Annotated in this window: 15 protein-coding genes; 7 read left to right on the top strand and 8 right to left on the bottom strand. The window is 66.6% G+C overall.

Going from position 1 to position 17771, the window contains the following annotated elements; translation table 11 throughout:
• Window positions 1-25: 25 nt before the first annotated feature.
• From JQX08_RS17560 to kynU, 4 genes are all read right to left on the bottom strand, one after another.
• Window positions 26-1786 carry an LVIVD repeat-containing protein gene (locus JQX08_RS17560; RefSeq protein ID WP_205349706.1) on the bottom strand — a complete coding sequence of 587 codons (1761 nt, stop codon included), beginning with the start codon at window positions 1784-1786 and terminating at the stop codon, window positions 26-28.
• A 121-nt stretch (window positions 1787-1907) separates the two neighbouring features.
• On the bottom strand, window positions 1908-3233 hold the full coding sequence (locus JQX08_RS17565) for an OprD family porin (RefSeq protein WP_205349707.1): 1326 nt from the start codon (window positions 3231-3233) through the stop codon (window positions 1908-1910).
• Window positions 3234-3352: 119 nt separating this feature from the next.
• A complete protein-coding gene (locus tag JQX08_RS17570) occupies window positions 3353-4768 on the bottom strand; it encodes an amino acid permease (protein ID WP_205349708.1) in 1416 nt (471 codons plus the stop codon).
• A gap of 31 nt (window positions 4769-4799) precedes the next feature.
• Window positions 4800-6044, bottom strand: a complete 1245-nt coding sequence (kynU, locus tag JQX08_RS17575) for a kynureninase (RefSeq protein ID WP_205349709.1) — start codon at window positions 6042-6044, stop codon at window positions 4800-4802.
• A 396-nt stretch (window positions 6045-6440) separates the two neighbouring features.
• Here kynU and JQX08_RS17580 point away from each other — a divergent pair, with 396 nt between their 5' ends.
• Genes JQX08_RS17580 through JQX08_RS17595 form a run of 4 tightly spaced genes read left to right on the top strand, consistent with a single transcriptional unit; the run spans window position 6441 to window position 9850 of the window.
• Window positions 6441-7751 (top strand): alpha/beta hydrolase, encoded by a 1311-nt coding sequence (locus tag JQX08_RS17580; RefSeq protein ID WP_205349710.1) that lies wholly within the window; start codon window positions 6441-6443, stop codon window positions 7749-7751.
• A gap of 13 nt (window positions 7752-7764) precedes the next feature.
• Complete coding sequence (locus JQX08_RS17585) at window positions 7765-8184, top strand: hypothetical protein (RefSeq protein WP_205349711.1); 420 nt, start codon at window positions 7765-7767, stop codon at window positions 8182-8184.
• A gap of 2 nt (window positions 8185-8186) precedes the next feature.
• A complete protein-coding gene (locus tag JQX08_RS17590; protein WP_205349712.1) occupies window positions 8187-9254 on the top strand; it encodes an alpha/beta fold hydrolase in 1068 nt (355 codons plus the stop codon).
• Complete coding sequence (locus tag JQX08_RS17595; protein WP_205349713.1) at window positions 9251-9850, top strand: GNAT family N-acetyltransferase; 600 nt, start codon at window positions 9251-9253, stop codon at window positions 9848-9850. The genes JQX08_RS17590 and JQX08_RS17595 overlap by 4 nt, the downstream gene beginning before the upstream one ends.
• Window positions 9851-9865: 15 nt before the next feature.
• Here the strand turns inward: JQX08_RS17595 and JQX08_RS17600 are convergent, their stop codons facing one another.
• The 4 genes from JQX08_RS17600 to JQX08_RS17615 all read right to left on the bottom strand — a co-directional run bounded on the left by JQX08_RS17600 (window position 9866) and on the right by JQX08_RS17615 (window position 13383).
• Window positions 9866-10204, bottom strand: coding sequence for a thioredoxin family protein (locus tag JQX08_RS17600; RefSeq protein WP_205349714.1), 339 nt, complete (start codon window positions 10202-10204; stop codon window positions 9866-9868).
• A gap of 88 nt (window positions 10205-10292) precedes the next feature.
• The gene (locus tag JQX08_RS17605) at window positions 10293-10733 is read right to left on the bottom strand and encodes a DUF1330 domain-containing protein (RefSeq protein ID WP_205349715.1); all 441 of its coding nucleotides are present in this window, start codon (window positions 10731-10733) and stop codon (window positions 10293-10295) included.
• Between the two features lie 101 nt (window positions 10734-10834).
• Window positions 10835-12058, bottom strand: a complete 1224-nt coding sequence (locus JQX08_RS17610; protein WP_205349716.1) for a CaiB/BaiF CoA transferase family protein — start codon at window positions 12056-12058, stop codon at window positions 10835-10837.
• 143 nt (window positions 12059-12201) lie between these two features.
• On the bottom strand, window positions 12202-13383 hold the full coding sequence (locus JQX08_RS17615) for an acyl-CoA dehydrogenase (RefSeq protein ID WP_205349717.1): 1182 nt from the start codon (window positions 13381-13383) through the stop codon (window positions 12202-12204).
• A gap of 177 nt (window positions 13384-13560) precedes the next feature.
• Between JQX08_RS17615 and JQX08_RS17620 the strand changes: the two genes are divergently transcribed.
• The 3 genes from JQX08_RS17620 to JQX08_RS17630 all read left to right on the top strand — a co-directional run bounded on the left by JQX08_RS17620 (window position 13561) and on the right by JQX08_RS17630 (window position 17766).
• Window positions 13561-14466 (top strand): LysR family transcriptional regulator, encoded by a 906-nt coding sequence (locus JQX08_RS17620; RefSeq protein WP_205349718.1) that lies wholly within the window; start codon window positions 13561-13563, stop codon window positions 14464-14466.
• A 251-nt stretch (window positions 14467-14717) separates the two neighbouring features.
• Window positions 14718-16085 (top strand): DUF1329 domain-containing protein, encoded by a 1368-nt coding sequence (locus tag JQX08_RS17625; protein ID WP_205349719.1) that lies wholly within the window; start codon window positions 14718-14720, stop codon window positions 16083-16085.
• A 559-nt stretch (window positions 16086-16644) separates the two neighbouring features.
• Window positions 16645-17766 carry a Re/Si-specific NAD(P)(+) transhydrogenase subunit alpha gene (locus tag JQX08_RS17630; RefSeq protein WP_205349720.1) on the top strand — a complete coding sequence of 374 codons (1122 nt, stop codon included), beginning with the start codon at window positions 16645-16647 and terminating at the stop codon, window positions 17764-17766.
• The last annotated feature ends 5 nt before the right edge of the window (window positions 17767-17771 follow it).

Raw genomic sequence — 17771 nt, forward strand, 5'->3', positions numbered from 1 at the left:
GTGTTACTGTTCTTGCGGGTCTGGCTCAGTCCCGGGACGGCCAGGGCTTGTTCGGCACCTCGAAGCTGGGCTCGCCCAGCAGCGGGGTCGACAGCGCATAGAAGCCGTGGTTGGTGAAGACCCAGATCAGGTTGCGGTCGTACTCGGTGTAGGTGCCGTGGGTGAGGTTGCCCATCGCCCAGCTGACGACGTTCTTGGTATCGAACGGCGGCACGAAGTAGGCACCGATGGTCGGCTTGTCCGGATTGCGCACATCGAACACCTGCACGCCGGCGTTGTAGTAGGCGTACGGCAGGATACCGTCACGCGATACCCCAGGCTGGGTGTAGTAGCCACTGCGCTTCGGCCCGAAGCTGCCCTTGCGCTGGCAGTAGTCGGTGAAGGCGGCGTCGGCCGGCGGCGTCGGCAGCGGCAGGGTGTGCTTGATGACCGGCTTGGTCGGGTCGCTCACATCCACGGCGTAGATGTCCTTCACCGCCTCGTAGCAGTCCTCGGTCAGCGGGTAGCCGCTGAAGTAGATCAGCCCGGTCTTCTCCACCTGGCTCACGTCGATGGCGTCGCCTTCGGTGCCGGCCACGCTGACCGGGAACTCGAGATGGCCGACCACCTTGAGGTTCGCCGCGTCGGTGATGTCGACCACATACAGGCCCATGCCACCCATGGCCGCATAACCGTACTTGCCGCCCTGCTCCACCGGTTTGGGAATGAACAGCGACGCGCGCGAGCCCATCCACGACGCCCGGTTGCCGGAGCGCGGGTTGGCCTTGAACACCGCTTCGTGCTCAGGGTCGCCCATGATCTGGCCAGGCACGGTCAGCACGTCGAGCAGCTTGGGGTTGCTCGGGTCGGACATGTCCCACGACTGGTAGCCGGAGTTGTACAGGTCGTTGGGGTACTCGGTGAGCGCGTACTTGTCGCTCGGTGCGGCCGCCACGTACATCACGTCGCCGCCGAAGTAGGCGGGAATGTCGCGCACCCCGGAGCCTTGCTGCTCGCCGATCGGCGCATCCGGATGCTCGATGTCGGTGGTGCGGGTGGCGATCAGCTTCCAGTCCTGCGGCAGCGGGCCATTCATCTCGTAGACCTTGAAGCCCTTGAGGTGCTTGGACTTGCGGATCGCTTCGACCTTGTCAGGCTCACGGTACTTGTCGCTCAGGACGCCGAAACGACGGGTCTCGAAGGACTGCACCATGATGTTTTTGCCGAGCTTCTTGTTCCACTGGATCGACGCGGCGCCGAAGAAATCCTCCGCCGGGTACGGGTTGACCTCCTCGCCCGGACCTTCCGGCCCCCAGGGTGCGCCCTTGGACAGCAGGACCTTCACGTCCTTGGGGTTGCTGATGTCAAAGATCTTCAGGTCGCGGCGCACGTACTGGTAGAGGTAGCGCTTGCCGGCGAAGTCGACGATGTTCTGCCAGGTGTGGAAGGGCTCGACCGCGATCGGGTAGTAGGCCTCCACCTTCATGTTCTTGATGTAGCTCTTGGTGTCCCAGTAATCCAGCTCGCCCGGGAACGGCTTGCCTTCATGGGAGAACGGCGTAGCCACCGGCCAGATGAATTTGCCAGTGGCCTTGTCCATGCCATAGCTGCCCGGTGCTGGCTCCGCCGGAATGCGCTCCGGGCCCAGCTCGGTCAGGCGCTTGACGAGGGGATCGGTGATGTTCATCGGGGCATGCTCTTCGGCATGCAGGCTCGCACTGGCGACCAGGCCGAGCGCCAGGGAAAGCGCCAGGCGGCTGCGAACCAAGGGGCTCGCGGGTTTAACTGAGAGCAACGTTGTTTTCATTATTTACTCCGTCCAATTAACGCCCCATTGGGCAATCTTTGCGTTTCACAACAGCCGGAATCCATTCCGCCAAACTCCTTGGTACTTACTCCCCGCGCGACAAGCGGCCTCCCCTGAGGCGCTAGAAAATGCCCAGCGGGTAATCGGTGATGAGTCGAAAGTCATCGAGGTCGCCGGAGCCCTGTTCGCTATCGGCGCGATGCCAGGCTTGGCGCAGGCGAAAGCTCAGGCCCTTGGCCGGGCCGGAAGCCAGCACGTAGCGCAGCTCCACGTTGGTTTCCTGATGCGCGCCATCGTCCCCGTAGCGCCCGGCGTAAGGGCTGTCGGTGGGAATCCCGCGGCCGTCGATCTGGTCGCCCTGGATGTAGCGGACCATCAGCGAGCTGCCCGGCAGGCCCCAGGCGGCGAACGAGTAGTCGTAGCGGACCTGCCAGGAGCGCTCGTGGGGACCGTTGAAGTCGGAGAACTGGGCGGAGTTGGGCAACCAGATCGAGGCCCCCTGGTCGTTGCCGTTGCGGCCCTTGCGGTCGTTGTCGCCCACCCCCAGGTAGTCGAAAGGCGTGTCGCCGCGGACCTTCTGCAGGCCGAGCAGGAAACGGTGATCGCCCAGCTTCAGGTAGCTCGAGGCACCCAGGGTCAGGTTGTCGATCTCGCCCGCCCGCGCCGCGCCGGTCTCGGTGGTGCGGTACAGGGTCAGGTTCAACCCCGCTTCGCGCTCGGCTTGCAGTACGAGGCGCGAACTCAGGTTCGCGTAACCCTGGTACCAGAGGTCCTCGAATTTCGACCCGTACAGCGCCAGGGAATGCCCCGGCGCCCACTGCCAGGTGCCACCGGCATAGTCGGCGCGCGGCGTGCTGACCCCGGCCATGACCGCCCACAGGTCGCCATCGGCGTTGGTGGTCACCGGGCTGGTGGCCGATGTGAAATGGCCGGCCTGCAGCTCCAGGTCGTCGCGCTCGCGGCTGCGCAGCGAGAGGCCGGTGGCGGTCTGCGGCACGATGCGGAAGTGGCTGACGCCGAACACCGGGGTATCCGGGCGCTGCTCGCCAACCTTGAGTTCGCTCTGCGACAGCCGCAGCTTCAGCGCCGCGCCAGCCTTGGCGTACTCGTCGGCCGGCTCGCCGTCATCGTGCACCGGCAGGTTGCGGGTGCCGGTCTTGCTCGCCGAGGCATCCAGCTTGAGGCCCTGGTAGACGAAGGCATCCAGACCGACCCCGAGGGTTCCGGGGGTGAAGCCGGAGGCGAAGTCGAGGTTGATGCCCTGGGTCCAGTCGCGCTGGTCGGCGCGACCATCCTCCTTGCTGCGGTTGAAGTACGAGTTGCGCAGCAGCAGCTTGAGCTGGCTGTCCTCGACCACACTGCCCCAACCCTCGGCGGCAGCCGCCGCATGTGCTGGCATCGCCAACAGAGCGGGGATCAGGAACAGGGTGGAGCGGAAAGCGCGCATAACATCCTCGTACGACTGAATGCTCGGGATGAGCGGCAAGCCGCTCCCCGCCAGACGCCGAAGCGCCTGGGGAGTGATTCCTGGGTGGGCGGCCCGTTCTCCGGGCCAGACAGTTGGGCTTAGTGCTGGATCGGCAGCGGGCTGGGCGCCTCACCGTCGACCGCGCGGGACTTGCGATAGCGCAGCGCGTAGATCAGCCCCATCAGCAGCAGGAAGGGCACCCCGCAGACCAGGGTCAGGGCGAACTCCTCGGTGAACAGCGTGGTCAGCATCACCGCCAGCATCAGCAGCAGGCCGGCCAGGCTGGTCCAGGGGTAGCCCCACAGGCGGAACTCCAGCGACGCACTGTCCTGACGACGACGGAAGAACAGGTGGGTGAGGAAGATCCCAGCCCAGGTGAACATCGCGCCGAACATGGCGATCGACATCATCAAGGTGAAGGCGTCCTTCGGGTAGGCGAGGTACAGCAGGGTGCCCAGGCCGATCCCCAGCGACGACAGCAGCAAGGCCGGCAGCGGTACGCCGCGGGCGCTCACCCGACCGAACAACGCCGGTGCCTGGCCGGCACGCGCCAGACTGAACATCAGCCGCGAGGTGATGTACAGCTGGCTATTCATCGCCGACAGCGCCGCGATCAGGATCACCGCGTTGAACACCGCCCCGGCATAGGGCACGCCGGTCGCATGCATCACCGTGACGAAGGGGCTCTGGCCGCCGTTGTTCTGCCCCCAGGGCAGGATCGCCAGGACCAGCGCGAGGGTCAGCAGATAGAACACCACCAGGCGTACCACGGTGATGCGGAAGGCGCGGGTGACCGCACGCTTCGGGTCCTTGGCCTCGCCCGCCGCCACCGCAATCATCTCGATGCTGAGGTAGCTGAAGAACGCCACGATGACCGCCACCCAGGTGCCCCAGTAACCATTGGGGAAGAAGCCGCGATCGTTGCTGTAGTTGGCGAAGCCGATCGGCGAATCCGCCGGCGCGCCATACACCACCCAGGCCCCCAGCAGAATGAAGGCGACGATGGCGCACAGCTTGAGCAACGAGAACACGTACTCGATGGCGCCGAACACCTTGACGCTGAGCACGTTGGCCAGCACCAGCGCCGCCGAGAAACTGATCATCCAGTAGCCGCCCGGCACGTCCGGGAACCAGTACTTCATGTACATGGCCGCCGCGGTGATCTCCGTGCCCACCGCGAAGACGATGGACGCCCAGTAGGCATAGCGGATCAGGAAGCCGAACCAGGGCGCCACGTAGAACTCGGCGAAGGAGCCGAAGGAGCCCGAGGTCGGGTGGCGTACGGTCATTTCCGCCAGGCAACCCATCAGCAACAGGGCGATCACCGCACCGATGGCGTAGCTCAGCAGCACGCTGGGGCCGGCGAAGCCAATGGCGAAACCGCTGCCGAGGAACAGCCCGGTGCCGATGGCGCCGCCGATGGCGATCATCGACAGCTGGCCACTGCTCAGGGTTTGCTTCAGGCCCTGCTCGCGCTGGACCAAATTATCGAAAGAGCTTGTTGTTTTTGTCATGTTCGGGGGCTCAGGTCTGGTCAAGAAGGGCTCAGGTCACCGACTTCCTGGCGATGAATTCCGGGGAATCCCATTCGCCGCTTTCGAGAACCTCACGCAGCGCCTGGACGCTGTCCCAGATGTTTACGTAGCTGTTGTAGAGCGGGGCGAAGCCGAAGCGCAGGATGTCCGGCGCACGGAAGTCGCCGATCACTCCGCGGGCGATCACCGCCTGCATCACCGGGTAGGCATTGGCATGTGCCAGCGACACCTGGCTGCCGCGCTGCGCGGCGTCGCGTGGCGAGCGCAGCTCCACGCCCAGGCCGGCCAGTTGTTCGTCGCAGAGCTGGATGAACAGGTCGCACAGCGCCACGCTCTTGTTGCGCAGCACCTGCATGTCGACGCCGTCGAACATTTCCAGCGCCGCCTCCAGCGCCAGGATGCCCAGCTGTGGCGCGGTGCCCACCAGCAGGCGGTCGATGGTCGGATGCGCTTCGTAGTCGTGGGTGAAATCGAACGGCCGGGCATGCCCGTGCCAGCCGGTCAGCGGCTGACGGACGTGGGGAATATGGCGCTCGGCGACATAGACGAAAGCCGGCGCGCCGGGACCGCCGTTCAAGTACTTGTAGCCACAGCCGACGGCGAAGTCGGCCTGCGCGCCGTTCAGGTCGATGGGCATCGCCCCGGCGGAGTGACACAGGTCCCAGACCACCAGGGCCCCTACTTCGTGCGCCCGCGCGGTGATCGCGGCCATGTCGTAGCGGCGCCCGGACTTGTAGTTCACATGGGTCAGGGAAAGGATCGCGACCTCGTCGTTCAGCGCCGCCAGCACCTCGTCCGGCTCGACGCAGCGCAGCTCGCATCCGGTCAGCTCGGCCACCCCGGAAGCCACATACACGTCAGTCGGGAAATTGCCCCGCTCGCCGAGGATCACCTTGCGTCCCGGCTGCATGCGGGTCGCCGCCACCAGCACCTTGAACAGGTTGATGGAGGTGGAGTCGGCGACGATCACTTCATTGGCCTGCGCGCCGATCAATCGCGCAATCTTGCCACCGGTGCGCTGCGGCGCCGGATACCAGTCGGCATCGTTCCACGAGCGGATCAACCCCTGCGCCCACTCCTGCTTCAGCACATGCTCAATACGCGCCGGCACATGCGCCGGCATGGCCCCCAGCGAGTTGCCATCGAGGTAGATCTCGCCAGTCGGAAGGTCGAACCGGGCACGCGAAGCACCCAGGGGATCATCACGATCAAGGCGTTCGAAATGCTCGCGGGTGAGCGGTGCGGACAGGGGCATGCGGGAACCTCTTGTACTTCTTTTCTTGGAACGGAGCGGCGCTCGCGGGCCGGCAAAGCTATGGCAAGGCAGCAACTCACAGCCAGTACCGCTCGGCGCACTCCAGTGCATGGCGGCGATACTACCCCCGGCTGGGAATTACCTATAAATAGAAAGAAGGGTTACGACTATTACACTCGGTAATACTTGAGCCCGCCATAACGGGGGCAGGTCGACCTGCCGCGTCCTGCGGATCGCCCCATCCGGGTAGCGGAGGCACGCAGCTCGGCTTCGCCCCCAATGCGCTGCGGCGCGCGGACGCCACCCCACATCCTGGGTGGCTTTTTGATTGCCTCGCGGAGGGTACTTTGGCAGCGGGATTGCCCGCAGTACCCACGTCCGTCGGAGGACAGTCGAATGAAAAGAATAAAAAAGCGTCTCGACCCTCAACCGTCTCCAGCCTTGGTCAGCCACCGCTCCGGCGCCGGCATGCCGCATGTGCTGCGCAGCGCCGCGCCCGATCGCGAGGCGCGCGCGTTCCTGCGCCTGTTCAATCAGGCCAATCGCCTGCGCCCGGTGGAGCACTACTCGGTGACAGAAATTCGCCAGGTGTGGCGTCTCACCGCGCTGTCGCTGGGCCGCCGCCTGCCGGTCGCGCGGGTCATCGAACAGGTGATCGACGGCCCCGCCGGGCCGATCGAACTGCGCGTGTTCACCCCGCGCAAGAGCAAACAACCGTTGCCGGCGTTTCTCTGGTGCCACGGTGGCGGCTTCATGGTCGGCGGCCTGGACACGGCTGACGGCATCTGCCGCAACATCGCCCTGGCCGGCGACTGCATCAGCATCGCCGTGCGCTATCGGCTGACCCCGGAACACGACCTCAACGCCGGCCGCGAGGATTTCCTCGCCGCGCTGCAGTGGGTCGCCCAGCACGGCGCGACGCTGGGCATCGACACCACGCGCCTGGCCGTCGGCGGCGACTCCGCCGGTGGCAACATCGCCGCCGCGGTGGCCCAGGAAAACCGGCGTCGCGGTGGCACGCCGTTGTGTCTGCAGGTGCTGGCCTACCCGGCCACCGACCTGGTGGAGGAGTTTCCCTCGCTGACGGAGAACGCCGAGGGCTTCCTGCTCACCCACCACCTCCTGGAACACATCAAGCAGACCATCGCCGACGCGATGGACCGCCTGAATCCCGAAGACCCCTGGCTGTCGCCGCGCCGCTGCAGCGAGCTGCACGGCCTGCCGCCGGCGCTGCTGGTGAGTGCCGGCTTCGACCCGATCCGCGACGACGGCCTCGACTACGCCGCCAAGCTGCGCGCCGCCGGGGTGCCGGTGGAGTTGCTGCACTACGCCGGGCAGTTCCACGGCTTCCTCAATTTCGATGCGGTGATCGGCGCCAGCCGCGACGCCCTGCAGCGCATCGGCGCAGGGCTGGCGGCGGCATTCCGCGAGAGCGCCCGCGACCTGACCCTGGAGATCGCCGACCAGCCATCGACGGGGTCCGCGCCACTGGCCGCGGCGGGTGAGGTGGCCACTTCGCTGCTCACCGTGTGGACCGCCAGCGAAGGCTGGCACGACACCCTGTTGCGCCAGCTGTCGCCCACCGTCGCCGCCGCCACGCGCTGGCTGCTGTGGCCGTGCCGGACTTACTCACAACTGTTCCGCCGCCCCCTCGGCAGGCGTCTCGCCCTCGGCGCGGCGCAGCAGACCTACCCCGTTGGCCCTTGACCTGGAGTTGACCATGGCACCTTCGCTGATCCCTGATCCCCTGCAATTGTGTCGTGCCGCTCTCACCAAGCTGGAGAACCGCGTCAACGCCTTCGCCGCCGAGAAGATGGACTCCGATGAGTTCGCCCGCGCGCTCAACCAGTACTCCAAGGTCTCGCTGGGCCTGCAGTACCTGGTCGAGAAGTCGCTGACCTGCGTGTTCGAGCGCATGGACCTGCCGCGGCGCAGCGAAGTGCAGGCGCTGGCCAGTGCCGTGCAGCGCGTCGAGGACAAGCTCGATCAGCTGCTGCCCGCGGGCGAGGCGGTGGCAGCGCGGCCACCGCGTACCCGCCGCCCGTTGGACATCGTCCCCGAACAGGCGCTGGCCGAGGCGCAGGCGCGGGTCAAGCGCAGTAGCCAACCCAGCGCCCGGCGGGCGCGCCAGGAGCACTGAGCATGGTCGACGGCAAGCCGCTGAGCGAGCGTCTGCGCGGCGAGGTCAAGCGTGCGCTGCGACGCCGTCTCAAGGGCCTCGACTACCTCAGCTCGCCGGGCCCGGTGGTCGGCCGCACGCCGAAGACGCTGCTGCACCGGCGCGGCACGCTGAGCCTCTACCACTACCACCCGAGTGCGGACGAGATCTACCGGGTGCCGGTGCTGCTGGTGATGGCGCCGATCAACAAGGCCGACCTGTTCGACCTGACCAAGGGCCAGAGCCTGGTCGAGTTCCTCCTGCACCGCGGCTACGACGTCTACGTGGTGGACTGGAACGCACCGAGCGCCGACGAGAAGCACCTCAAGCTCGACAACTACGTGCTCGACTTCATTCCCGACTGCCTGCGCCGCGTGCAGGAGGACTGCGGCGAGGCCGAAGTGACGCTGATCGGTTACTGCATGGCCGGCGTGCTGTCGACCCTGTATGCCGCGCTGCATCCGGACGGCCCGCTGAAGAACCTGGTGTGCTTCACCACGCCGATCGACTGGCAGCACGTGCCCTGGCACCGCGTGGTCGCCCATCCCAAGCATTTCGACGTCGATCGCCTGGTCGACCGGCTGGGCATCATCCCGGCGGAGATGATCGTCAAGGGCTTCGACATGCTGCGCCCGGCGGGGCGTCTCGCCGGCCAGCTGCGCCTGTGGGACAACATGTGGAACGACGACTACGTGAAGGGCTACCGGATGATGATCGAGTGGGGCGCCAGCGCCGTGCCGCTGGCAGGCGAATGCTACCGGCAGATCGTCAAGGAGCTGATGTGGAAGAACGGCCTGATGGAAGGCACCTTGCGCATCGGTGGCCGCGCGGTGGTGCTGGAGCAGATCCGCGTGCCGCTGCTGCACGTGATCGCCGAGTACGACACGCTGGTGCCGCCGGCCAGCGCCAAGCCGCTGCTGGAAAAAGTCGCCTCACAAGATAAACAGGAAATCGTCCTGCCTGGCGGCCATGTCAGCCTGGTGGCGGGGCCGGCTGCCGTGCGCCGGATGTGGCCGGCGCTGGATCAATGGCTAGGGAGAAGATCGCTATGAGCAAGTCCGTTTCGCGCGGCTATCCACGCACGCTGCACTGCGGCGCGGCGAGCATCGAGCTGCGCCACATGTGCAGCGCCGACGGCGCGGCGGTACGCGCCTTCCTGGCCACCCTGCCGACCCATGACCTGCTGTTCGTGCAGCGCGACGTGCAGCACCCCAAGGTCATCGCCGCCTGGTTGCAGGCGGTCGAGGACGGCGTGATCACCAGCCTGGTCGCCTACCAGGGCGAGCAACTGGTCGGCTGCACGGCGATCGTCACCGACGTGCTGTCCTGGTCGCGGCACGTCGGCGAGCTGCGCGTGCTGATCGCCCCGGCCTGGCGCGGTCGCGGGCTGGGCCGCGGGCTGATCGAGGAGAGCTTCAAGCTGGCGCTCAAGCTCAAGCTGGAGAAGCTGGTGGTGCAGATGACCGTCGACCAGAGCGCGGCGATCGTGGTCTTCGAGGAGCTCGGCTTCCACGCCGAAGCGGTGCTCCGCGACCACGTCAAGGACCCCGACGGCAAGTCCCACGACCTCGCCGTGCTGAGCCTGCACGTCGCCGAACTGGCGCTGCAGCGCCAGGCGCGCGGCATGTCCACGGCGCTCAACGAATAGGCCGCAGGTGGCTGCCTAGCTCGGCTGCTCGGCAGCCAGCTGTTGCCACAGCGCTGCGATGCTCGCCGCATCGCGCGGCCGTACCAGGCGCGCCAGTTCCGTGCCGTCGCGCAGCAGGATCAGCGTCGGCCACAGGGTGACGCGAAACGAGCGGCCCAGGCGGCGGCCGCGGCCGTCCTCGATCTTCAGATGACGCAACTCTGGCTGCAGGGCCAGCGCCGCGGCGAGTGGCGCCTGGGCGGCCTGGCAATGGCCGCACCAGGGCGCGCCGAACTCGATCAGGGTGGCGCCGGGTAGCGCGTCGACGGCGGCGCGGCTGGGCTCCTGCGCGGCGTAGGTGGAGGTCAGGCTCATCGGTGCGGTTCCGCTGGCGCCGGGACTGAGCCACGGCAGGTTCCCGGCTTATACAGGCTGGCCGCGCCAGCGGCCAGTGACGCGCCGCTCAGGCGAACGGCTGGGGATACTCGCCGGCCGGCTCATGCCGCGGAGTGGTGCCGATCAGGCGCGCATCGGCCAGCGCGGCGGTGCGGTGCACGGTGGCAGCGCGGTACTCCGGGTCGGCGAGCATGCCGAGAAACGCCGCCTTCGATGGGTAGCGCACCAGCAGCAACTCGTCCCAGTCCTCGCCCGGCGGGGCGATCAGCGTGGCGTGCGCGGCGGCCAGCGCCTGCACCTCGCCACCGAGCGCCTGCACCTTGGCCAGCGCGGTGAGGCTGTAGCGTGCGTAGGCGACCCGACCGCTGCACGGCGAGTGCGTGCTGTCGGCCGGGTAGGCAGCCTGCTCGCGGAAACGCAGCAGGTTGAGCATGAGGATCGGCGTGTCGTCAGGCATGCGCTCGACGAAGGTCTTCAGCTGTTCGCGGGTCGGGTCGATGCTGGGCATGGGCGGCCTCCTGGGAAGATGAGGCAACGCTAGCCGGGGAATCGACCGCGGTCCAACCGCACCGCAGGGGAGCGCACGCCGGCCAGCCGGCGTGCCGCGAGCTACACCACCTTGGCGGCGCGCAACTCGGCGAGGCGCGCGGCATCCAGGCCGAGCAGGCCCTGCAGCACCGCGTCGGTGTGCGCGCCGAGTTGCGGCGCGGCATGCCGGTACTCCACCGGGCTGGCCGACAGGCGCAGCGGACTGGCGACCTGCGGCACGCTGCCGGCGACCGGGTGCGGCAGGTCGAGGCGCAGGCCGCGGGCGATCACCTGCGGGTCGGCGAACATCTCCGCCAGATTGTTGATCGGCCCGCACGGCACGCCAGCCTGCTCGAGCAGCGCGATCCACTCGGCGGTGCTCTTGAACACCGTGGTCTGACGCAGCAGCGGGATCAGCTCGGCGCGATGCGCGACCCGAGCCGAATTGGTGGAAAAACGCGAATCGCCGGCCAAAGCCGGAAGGCCGGCGACCTCGCAGAACTTGCGGAACTGGCTGTCGTTGCCGATCGCCAGGATCATGTTGCCGTCCGCGGTGGGGAAATCCTGATACGGCACGATGTTCGGGTGCGCGTTGCCCAGGCGCTTGGGCGGCGTGCCGGTTGTCAGGTAGTTCATCGCCTGGTTGGCCAGGCAGGCGACCTGCACGTCGAGCAGCGCCATGTCGATCGACTGGCCTTCGCCGGTGCGGTCGCGGTGCGCCAGCGCGGCGAGGATCGCCACCGCCGAATAGAGGCCGGTGAGGATGTCGGTGAGTGCCACGCCGACTTTCATCGGCCCGGCACCGGGCTCGCCGTCCGGGTGCCCGCTCAGGCTCATCAGCCCGCCGAGGCCCTGGATCATGAAGTCGTAGCCGGCGCGCTTGGCGTACGGCCCGTCCTGGCCAAAGCCGGTGATCGAGCAGTAGATCAGCTTCGGATTGAGCGCCTTCAGCGCGGCGTAATCGAGGCCGTAGGCAGCCAGGCCGCCGACCTTGAAGTTCTCGATGACCACGTCGGACTTCGCCGCCAGCTCGCGGACCAGGCGCTGGCCTTCGGGCTGGGTAAAGTCGATGGTCACCGACTGTTTGTTGCGGTTGGCGGCGTGGTAGTAGGCCGCCTCGTCGGTGTTATGCCCGTTGGCGTCCTGCAGGTAGGGTGGCCCCCAGCCGCGGGTGTCGTCGCCCACGCCCGGGCGCTCGACCTTGATCACCTCGGCGCCGAGGTCGGCGAGGATCTGCCCGGCCCAGGGCCCGGCGAGGATGCGCGAGAGGTCGAGCACGCGGATGTTGGACAGGGCAGCGGACATGGACGACTCCGGGAACGTGGGACTGATTCCCTCTCCCTTTGGGAGAGGGTTAGGGTGAGGGACGGTGCAGCGGTGTAGCGAGAACCCTTACCCCCGGCCCCTCTCTCGGGGGGGAGAGGGGAGAAAGCAGGCGTGTGGTGTGCTTAGAAGAACGCCTGGATGCCGGTCTGCGCGCGGCCGAGGATCAGCGCGTGCACGTCATGGGTGCCTTCGTAGGTGTTGACCACCTCGAGGTTGACCAGGTGGCGGGCCACGCCGAATTCGTCGCTGATGCCGTTGCCACCCATCATGTCGCGCGCCACACGGGCGATATCCAGCGACTTGCCGCAGCTGTTGCGCTTCATGATCGAGGTGATTTCCACCGCCGCGGTGCCCTCGTCCTTCATTCGGCCGAGGCGCAGGCAACCTTGCAGGGCCAGGGTGATCTCGGTCTGCATGTCGGCGAGCTTCTTCTGCACCAGCTGAGTCGCGGCCAGCGGGCGGCCGAACTGCTTGCGGTCCAGGGTGTACTGGCGGGCGGTGTGCCAGCAGAACTCGGCGGCGCCCAGCGCGCCCCAGCTGATGCCGTAGCGGGCGGAGTTCAGGCAGGTGAACGGGCCACGCAGGCCGCGCACGTCGGGGAAGGCGTTCTCTTCCGGGCAGAACACGTTGTCCATGACGATCTCGCCGGTGATCGAGGCGCGCAGGCCGACCTTGCCGTGGATTGTCGGCGCGCTCAGGCCTTCCCAGCCCTTCTCGAGCACGAAGCCGCGGATCTCGCCGGCGTCGTCCTTGGCCCAGACCACGAACACGTCGGCGATCGGGCTGTTGGTGATCCACATCTTGCTGCCGGACAGGCGATAGCCGCCGTCGACTTTCTTCGCCCGGCAGATCATCGAGCCCGGGTCGGAACCGTGGTTCGGCTCGGTCAGGCCGAAGCAGCCGATGTATTCGCCGTTGGCCAGCTTGGGCAGGTACTTGCGCTTGGTCGCTTCGTTGCCGAACTCGTAGATCGGCACCATCACCAGCGAGGACTGCACGCTCATCATCGAGCGGTAGCCGGAGTCGACGCGCTCGACTTCACGGGCGATCAGCCCGTAGCACACGTAGTTCAGGCCGCTGCCGCCGTACTCGGTGGGAATGGTCGCGCCGAGCAGACCGAGCTCGCCCATCTCGCGGAAGATCGACGCATCGGTGCGCTCGTGGCGGAAGGCTTCCAGCACGCGCGGCGCCAGCTTGTCCTGGGCGTACTGGCGAGCGGTGTCGCGCACCATGCGCTCTTCTTCGGTCAGTTGCTGATCGAGCAGCAGGGGGTCTTCCCAGTTGAAGCTTGCTTTGCCGGCCATGTGCGGAATCCTCGTGGGTGGGGCGGGCCGCGCACCGGGCGGCCAACAGATGGATTGATGCTAGGCCCGTCAGGCGCTGCGAGCAAACGAGGATTTCGCACGCTATTGTGCGATTTACTCACTTCGTGAGAGGTTAAGCGGTCACTTTCATTGGTTCAGAGTGAGAGCACTGCATAGATGCGTCGCAAGATCCCCAGCACCGCGGCCCTCGTGGCTTTCGAATCGGCGGCTCGCCACCAGAGCTTCACCAAGGCCGCCGACGAGCTGGCGCTGACCCAGAGCGCGGTGTGCCGGCAGATCGCCGGGCTGGAGAGCTTCCTCGGCGTGGCGCTGTTCCGCCGCTCGCGGCGCGGCGTCAAGCTCACCGAGGCCGGGCTCAGCTACAGCCGCAAGGTCGCCGCCCAGCTCGACGCGGTGGAACGCGACACGCGGGCGATGATGGGCCAGCAGGGCGCGATGAGCATCGAGCTGGCGGTGGTGCCGACCTTCGGCACGCAATGGCTGCTGCCGCGCCTCAAGGAGTTCCAGCAGCGGCACCCTGAGGTGACGGTCAACCTGAGCAGCCGCACCCGGCCGTTCCTGTTCGCCGACACCGAGTTCGACGCGGCGATCTACTTCGGCGACGCCGACTGGTCGGGCACCGAGTCGCATTTCCTGATGCAGGAGAACTCGCAGCCGGTGTGTCACCCGAGCCTGCTCGCCGGGCGCAGCCAGCTCGATGCGGCGGCCATCGCCGAGCTGCCGCTGCTGCAGCAGACCACCCGCCCGTATGCCTGGCGGCAGTGGTTCAACTCGCTCGGCCTGAGCCCCGCGCAGGACCTCGGCGGGCCGCGCTACGAGCTGTTCTCGATGCTCGCCCAGGCGGCCAGCCACGCGATGGGCGTGGCGCTGATCCCGCCGTTCCTGATCGAGCGTGAGCTGGCCGACGGCCGCCTGGTGGTGGCGCTGCCGCACAGCTGCGTCGGCGAAGGCGCCTATTACCTGATGATTCCCGAGCGCAAGGTCGAGTCCGCCGCGCTGCGCGCGTTCCGCGACTGGCTGCTGGAAGCCGCCCGCACTTACCGGACTGACGCCGGGCTCTAGCGGCATTCACCTACCCAGATGGGTAAAGTTGTGGGCCAGTTCTCGACCAGATGTCTGGCCGACAAACGCAATGCCAGGTTCCGGTCCACACTGGATGCAGGCCGAAAGCCAGTAGCTCGGCCCCACTGGAGTACCAGCACCATCAACACCGCCAGCCCGAGCCTGCCGGCTCATGGGGCGATCGTCCGGTAGTCGTCGCCTGCCGCTGCGGCGTGTACTTCTGAACACGACAACAGCAAAGGTCTAGCACCATGAATAGCTCTCGCTTCCTGCCGTGCAGTTTTCTGGCGCTGTCGCTGCTGGCCAGCAGTGTGATGGCGGCAGTTTCCCAACAAGAAGCCGACCAGCTCGGCACCAAACTCACGCCACTGGGCGCCGAGAAGGAAGGCAGCGCCGACGGCAAGATCCCCGCCTACGACGGCGGCCTGCCGACCAACGCGGCGCCGATCAGCAACGGCTTCCTCAGCGACCCGTTCGCCAGCGATCAGCCGGAGTTCACCATCACCGCGCAGAACGCCGAGCAGTACAAGGACAAGCTCACCCCCGGTCAGCTGGCGATGTTCAAGCGCTACGCCAGCACCTACAAGATGCCGGTGTTCAAGACTCGGCGCACCGCCAACGCGCCCGACGCGATCTACGCGATCGCCAAGCGCAGCGCCGTGCAGACGCAGTCGATCGATGGCGGCAACGGCCTGAGCAATTTCGCCGACACCCACTACTACGCCTTCCCGATTCCGAAGAATGGCGTCGAGGTGGTGTGGAACCACATCACCCGCTACCGCGGCGGCAACGCCAAGCGCCTGCTCGCCCAGGCCTCGCCGCAGACCAACGGCAGCTTCACCGCGGTGAAGTTCGAGGACCAGGTCGCCTACCCCGACAGCATGCCGGACCTCTCCAAGGATCAGGGCTCCAACCTGCTGCTGCTGTTCCGCCAGGAAGTCACCGCACCGGCACGCTTGGCCGGTAACGTCACGCTGGTCCACGAGACCCTCGACCAGGTCAAGGAACCGCGCATGGCCTGGGTCTACAACGCTGGTCAGCGCCGCGTGCGGCGCGCCCCGCAGGTCGCCTACGACGGCCCGGGCACCGCATCCGACGGGCTGCGTACCTCGGACAACTTCGATATGTACAACGGCGCGCCGGACCGCTACGACTGGAAACTGGTCGGCAAGCAGGAGCTGTACATCCCCTATAACAGCTACCGGCTGGAATCCAACAAGCTGAAATACAGCGACATCCTCAAGGCCGGGCACATCAACCAGGACCTCGCGCGGTATGAGCTGCACCGCGTCTGGCACGTGGTGGCCACGCTGAAGGCCGGCGAACGGCACATCTATGCCAAGCGCGACCTGTTCTTCGACGAGGACAGCTGGCAGGCCGCCGAAGCCGACCACTACGACGGCCGCGGCCAGCTGTGGCGGGTCGGCGAGGGTCACGCCATCCAGCACTATGGCCAGCAGGCGTCGATCTATGCCGTGGAAACCCTGTATGACCTGACCGCCGGCCGCTATGTCGCCAACGGCATGCGCAACGAGGAAAAACGCGGCATCGAGTATGGCGGCACCGCCAGCTTTGCCGACTTTACCCCCGCCGCGCTGCGCCAGTCCGGCGTGCGCTAGTGCCCCTGCTGCCGCCCCGCGACCCGCGTCGCGGGGCGGCAACCCCTCCGTCAAACCTTCCAACTGACGCCACGCTACCGCCCTCCGGGTATGGCGATCAGCGCCAAGCCCCGCCGCGCGCGGCCATCCACCATTTCCTGCCCCCGTAGTCAGTTTTTATGGCACTACATCAAAAGCGTCGCCGCTAATGGCTGAAATGCCCGTTCGGCAACGCCCGAGCAGAATTTTGAACACCTTACGCAACGCCGCCGCGACCCCGGCCTTTTCGATGAACGGGCATTCACCGCGTGAGTGGAGAAATCCGCCGCAGGCCAGGCGGACAGCGGCCGGAGCCAGGCAGCATGGGGTCTGAAGGACGCATGAAAGATCGCTATGGATCGATAACTTGTAGTTATGCGATTTCAAAACTCCATAAATTCTTGAAGGCACTCCCGTTCACCTGCAAAATGCCGCGCCCCGCCGGTTTCATACCCGCTTTGCGGGTTTGTGATGATCCGCCCCCAGCACGCCAACGTAGTGCGCTGGTCATGAAAAAAACGATCACGCAGGAGATGCAAACGTGCACATTGGTGTTCCCTTCGAGACCTCCACCGGCGAGACGCGGGTTGCCGCGACCCCGGAAACCATTAAGAAACTGATCGGCGCTGGCCATCAGGTCACCGTCCAGGCAGGCGCCGGCGTCAACGCCAGCGTCCCGGACAGTGCCTATGAGGCTGTCGGTGCCAAGATCGGTACTGCCGCAGACGCTTTTGGCGCCGATCTGGTGCTCAAGGTGGTCGCCCCCAACGATGCCGAACTGGCCCAGTTCAAGTCCGGCGCCGTACTGGTCGGCATGCTCAATCCGTTCAACAACGAGACCATCGCCAAGATGGCCGAGCGCGGCATCACCGCCTTTGCCCTCGAAGCGGCACCGCGCACCTCGCGGGCACAGAGCCTCGACGTGTTGTCCTCGCAAGCCAACATCGCCGGCTACAAGGCCGTGCTGCTGGCTGCGCACCACTATCCGCGCTTCATGCCGATGCTGATGACCGCTGCCGGTACCGTGAAGGCCGCGCGCATCCTCATCCTCGGTGCCGGTGTTGCCGGCCTGCAGGCCATCGCCACGGCCAAGCGCCTGGGTGCGGTGATCGAGGCCTCGGACGTGCGTCCGGCGGTGAAAGAGCAGATCGAATCGCTGGGCGCCAAGTTCGTCGACGTGCCGTACGAGACCGACGAAGAGCGTGAATGCGCCGTTGGCGTTGGCGGCTACGCCCGTCCGATGCCGGCCAGCTGGATGGCCCGTCAGGCCCAGGCCGTGCACGAGCGCGCCAAGCAGGCTGACATCGTCATCACCACCGCGCTGATTCCTGGCCGTGCCGCTCCGGTGCTGCTCAAGGAAGAAACCGTCAAGGAGATGAAACCCGGCTCCGTGGTCATCGACCTGGCCGCTGCTCAGGGTGGCAACTGCCCGCTGACCGAAGCCGAACAGGTGGTGATCAAGCACGGCGTGACCATCGTCGGCTACAGCAACCTGGCGGCCATGGTGCCGGCAGACGCTTCGGCCCTGTACGCGCGCAACCTGCAGGACTTCCTCAAGCTGGTCATCGACGGCGAAGGCAAGTTCCACCTCAATCTCGAAGACGACATCGTCGCCGCGTGCCTGATGTGCCGCGACGGCCAAGTCGTACGCAAGAACGGATAAGGAGC

Origin of the sequence: Zestomonas insulae (genome assembly GCF_016901015.1) — a bacterium.
In the GTDB taxonomy this organism is placed as follows: domain Bacteria; phylum Pseudomonadota; class Gammaproteobacteria; order Pseudomonadales; family Pseudomonadaceae; genus Aquipseudomonas; species Aquipseudomonas insulae.

What these genes read in the sequence shown, in the direction of transcription:
- JQX08_RS17625 (WP_205349719.1), top strand. Translation starts at nt 14,718, where the DNA reads ATGAATAGCTCTCGCTTCCTGCCGTGCAGTTTTCTGGCGCTGTCGCTG.
- JQX08_RS17565 (WP_205349707.1), bottom strand. Translation starts at nt 3,233, where the DNA reads ATGCGCGCTTTCCGCTCCACCCTGTTCCTGATCCCCGCTCTGTTGGCG.
- JQX08_RS17610 (WP_205349716.1), bottom strand. Translation starts at nt 12,058, where the DNA reads ATGTCCGCTGCCCTGTCCAACATCCGCGTGCTCGACCTCTCGCGCATC.
- JQX08_RS17570 (WP_205349708.1), bottom strand. Translation starts at nt 4,768, where the DNA reads ATGACAAAAACAACAAGCTCTTTCGATAATTTGGTCCAGCGCGAGCAG.
- JQX08_RS17595 (WP_205349713.1), top strand. Translation starts at nt 9,251, where the DNA reads ATGAGCAAGTCCGTTTCGCGCGGCTATCCACGCACGCTGCACTGCGGC.
- JQX08_RS17620 (WP_205349718.1), top strand. Translation starts at nt 13,561, where the DNA reads ATGCGTCGCAAGATCCCCAGCACCGCGGCCCTCGTGGCTTTCGAATCG.
- JQX08_RS17585 (WP_205349711.1), top strand. Translation starts at nt 7,765, where the DNA reads ATGGCACCTTCGCTGATCCCTGATCCCCTGCAATTGTGTCGTGCCGCT.
- JQX08_RS17560 (WP_205349706.1), bottom strand. Translation starts at nt 1,786, where the DNA reads ATGAAAACAACGTTGCTCTCAGTTAAACCCGCGAGCCCCTTGGTTCGC.
- kynU (WP_205349709.1), bottom strand. Translation starts at nt 6,044, where the DNA reads ATGCCCCTGTCCGCACCGCTCACCCGCGAGCATTTCGAACGCCTTGAT.
- JQX08_RS17605 (WP_205349715.1), bottom strand. Translation starts at nt 10,733, where the DNA reads ATGCCCAGCATCGACCCGACCCGCGAACAGCTGAAGACCTTCGTCGAG.
- JQX08_RS17580 (WP_205349710.1), top strand. Translation starts at nt 6,441, where the DNA reads ATGAAAAGAATAAAAAAGCGTCTCGACCCTCAACCGTCTCCAGCCTTG.
- JQX08_RS17600 (WP_205349714.1), bottom strand. Translation starts at nt 10,204, where the DNA reads ATGAGCCTGACCTCCACCTACGCCGCGCAGGAGCCCAGCCGCGCCGCC.
- JQX08_RS17590 (WP_205349712.1), top strand. Translation starts at nt 8,187, where the DNA reads ATGGTCGACGGCAAGCCGCTGAGCGAGCGTCTGCGCGGCGAGGTCAAG.
- JQX08_RS17615 (WP_205349717.1), bottom strand. Translation starts at nt 13,383, where the DNA reads ATGGCCGGCAAAGCAAGCTTCAACTGGGAAGACCCCCTGCTGCTCGAT.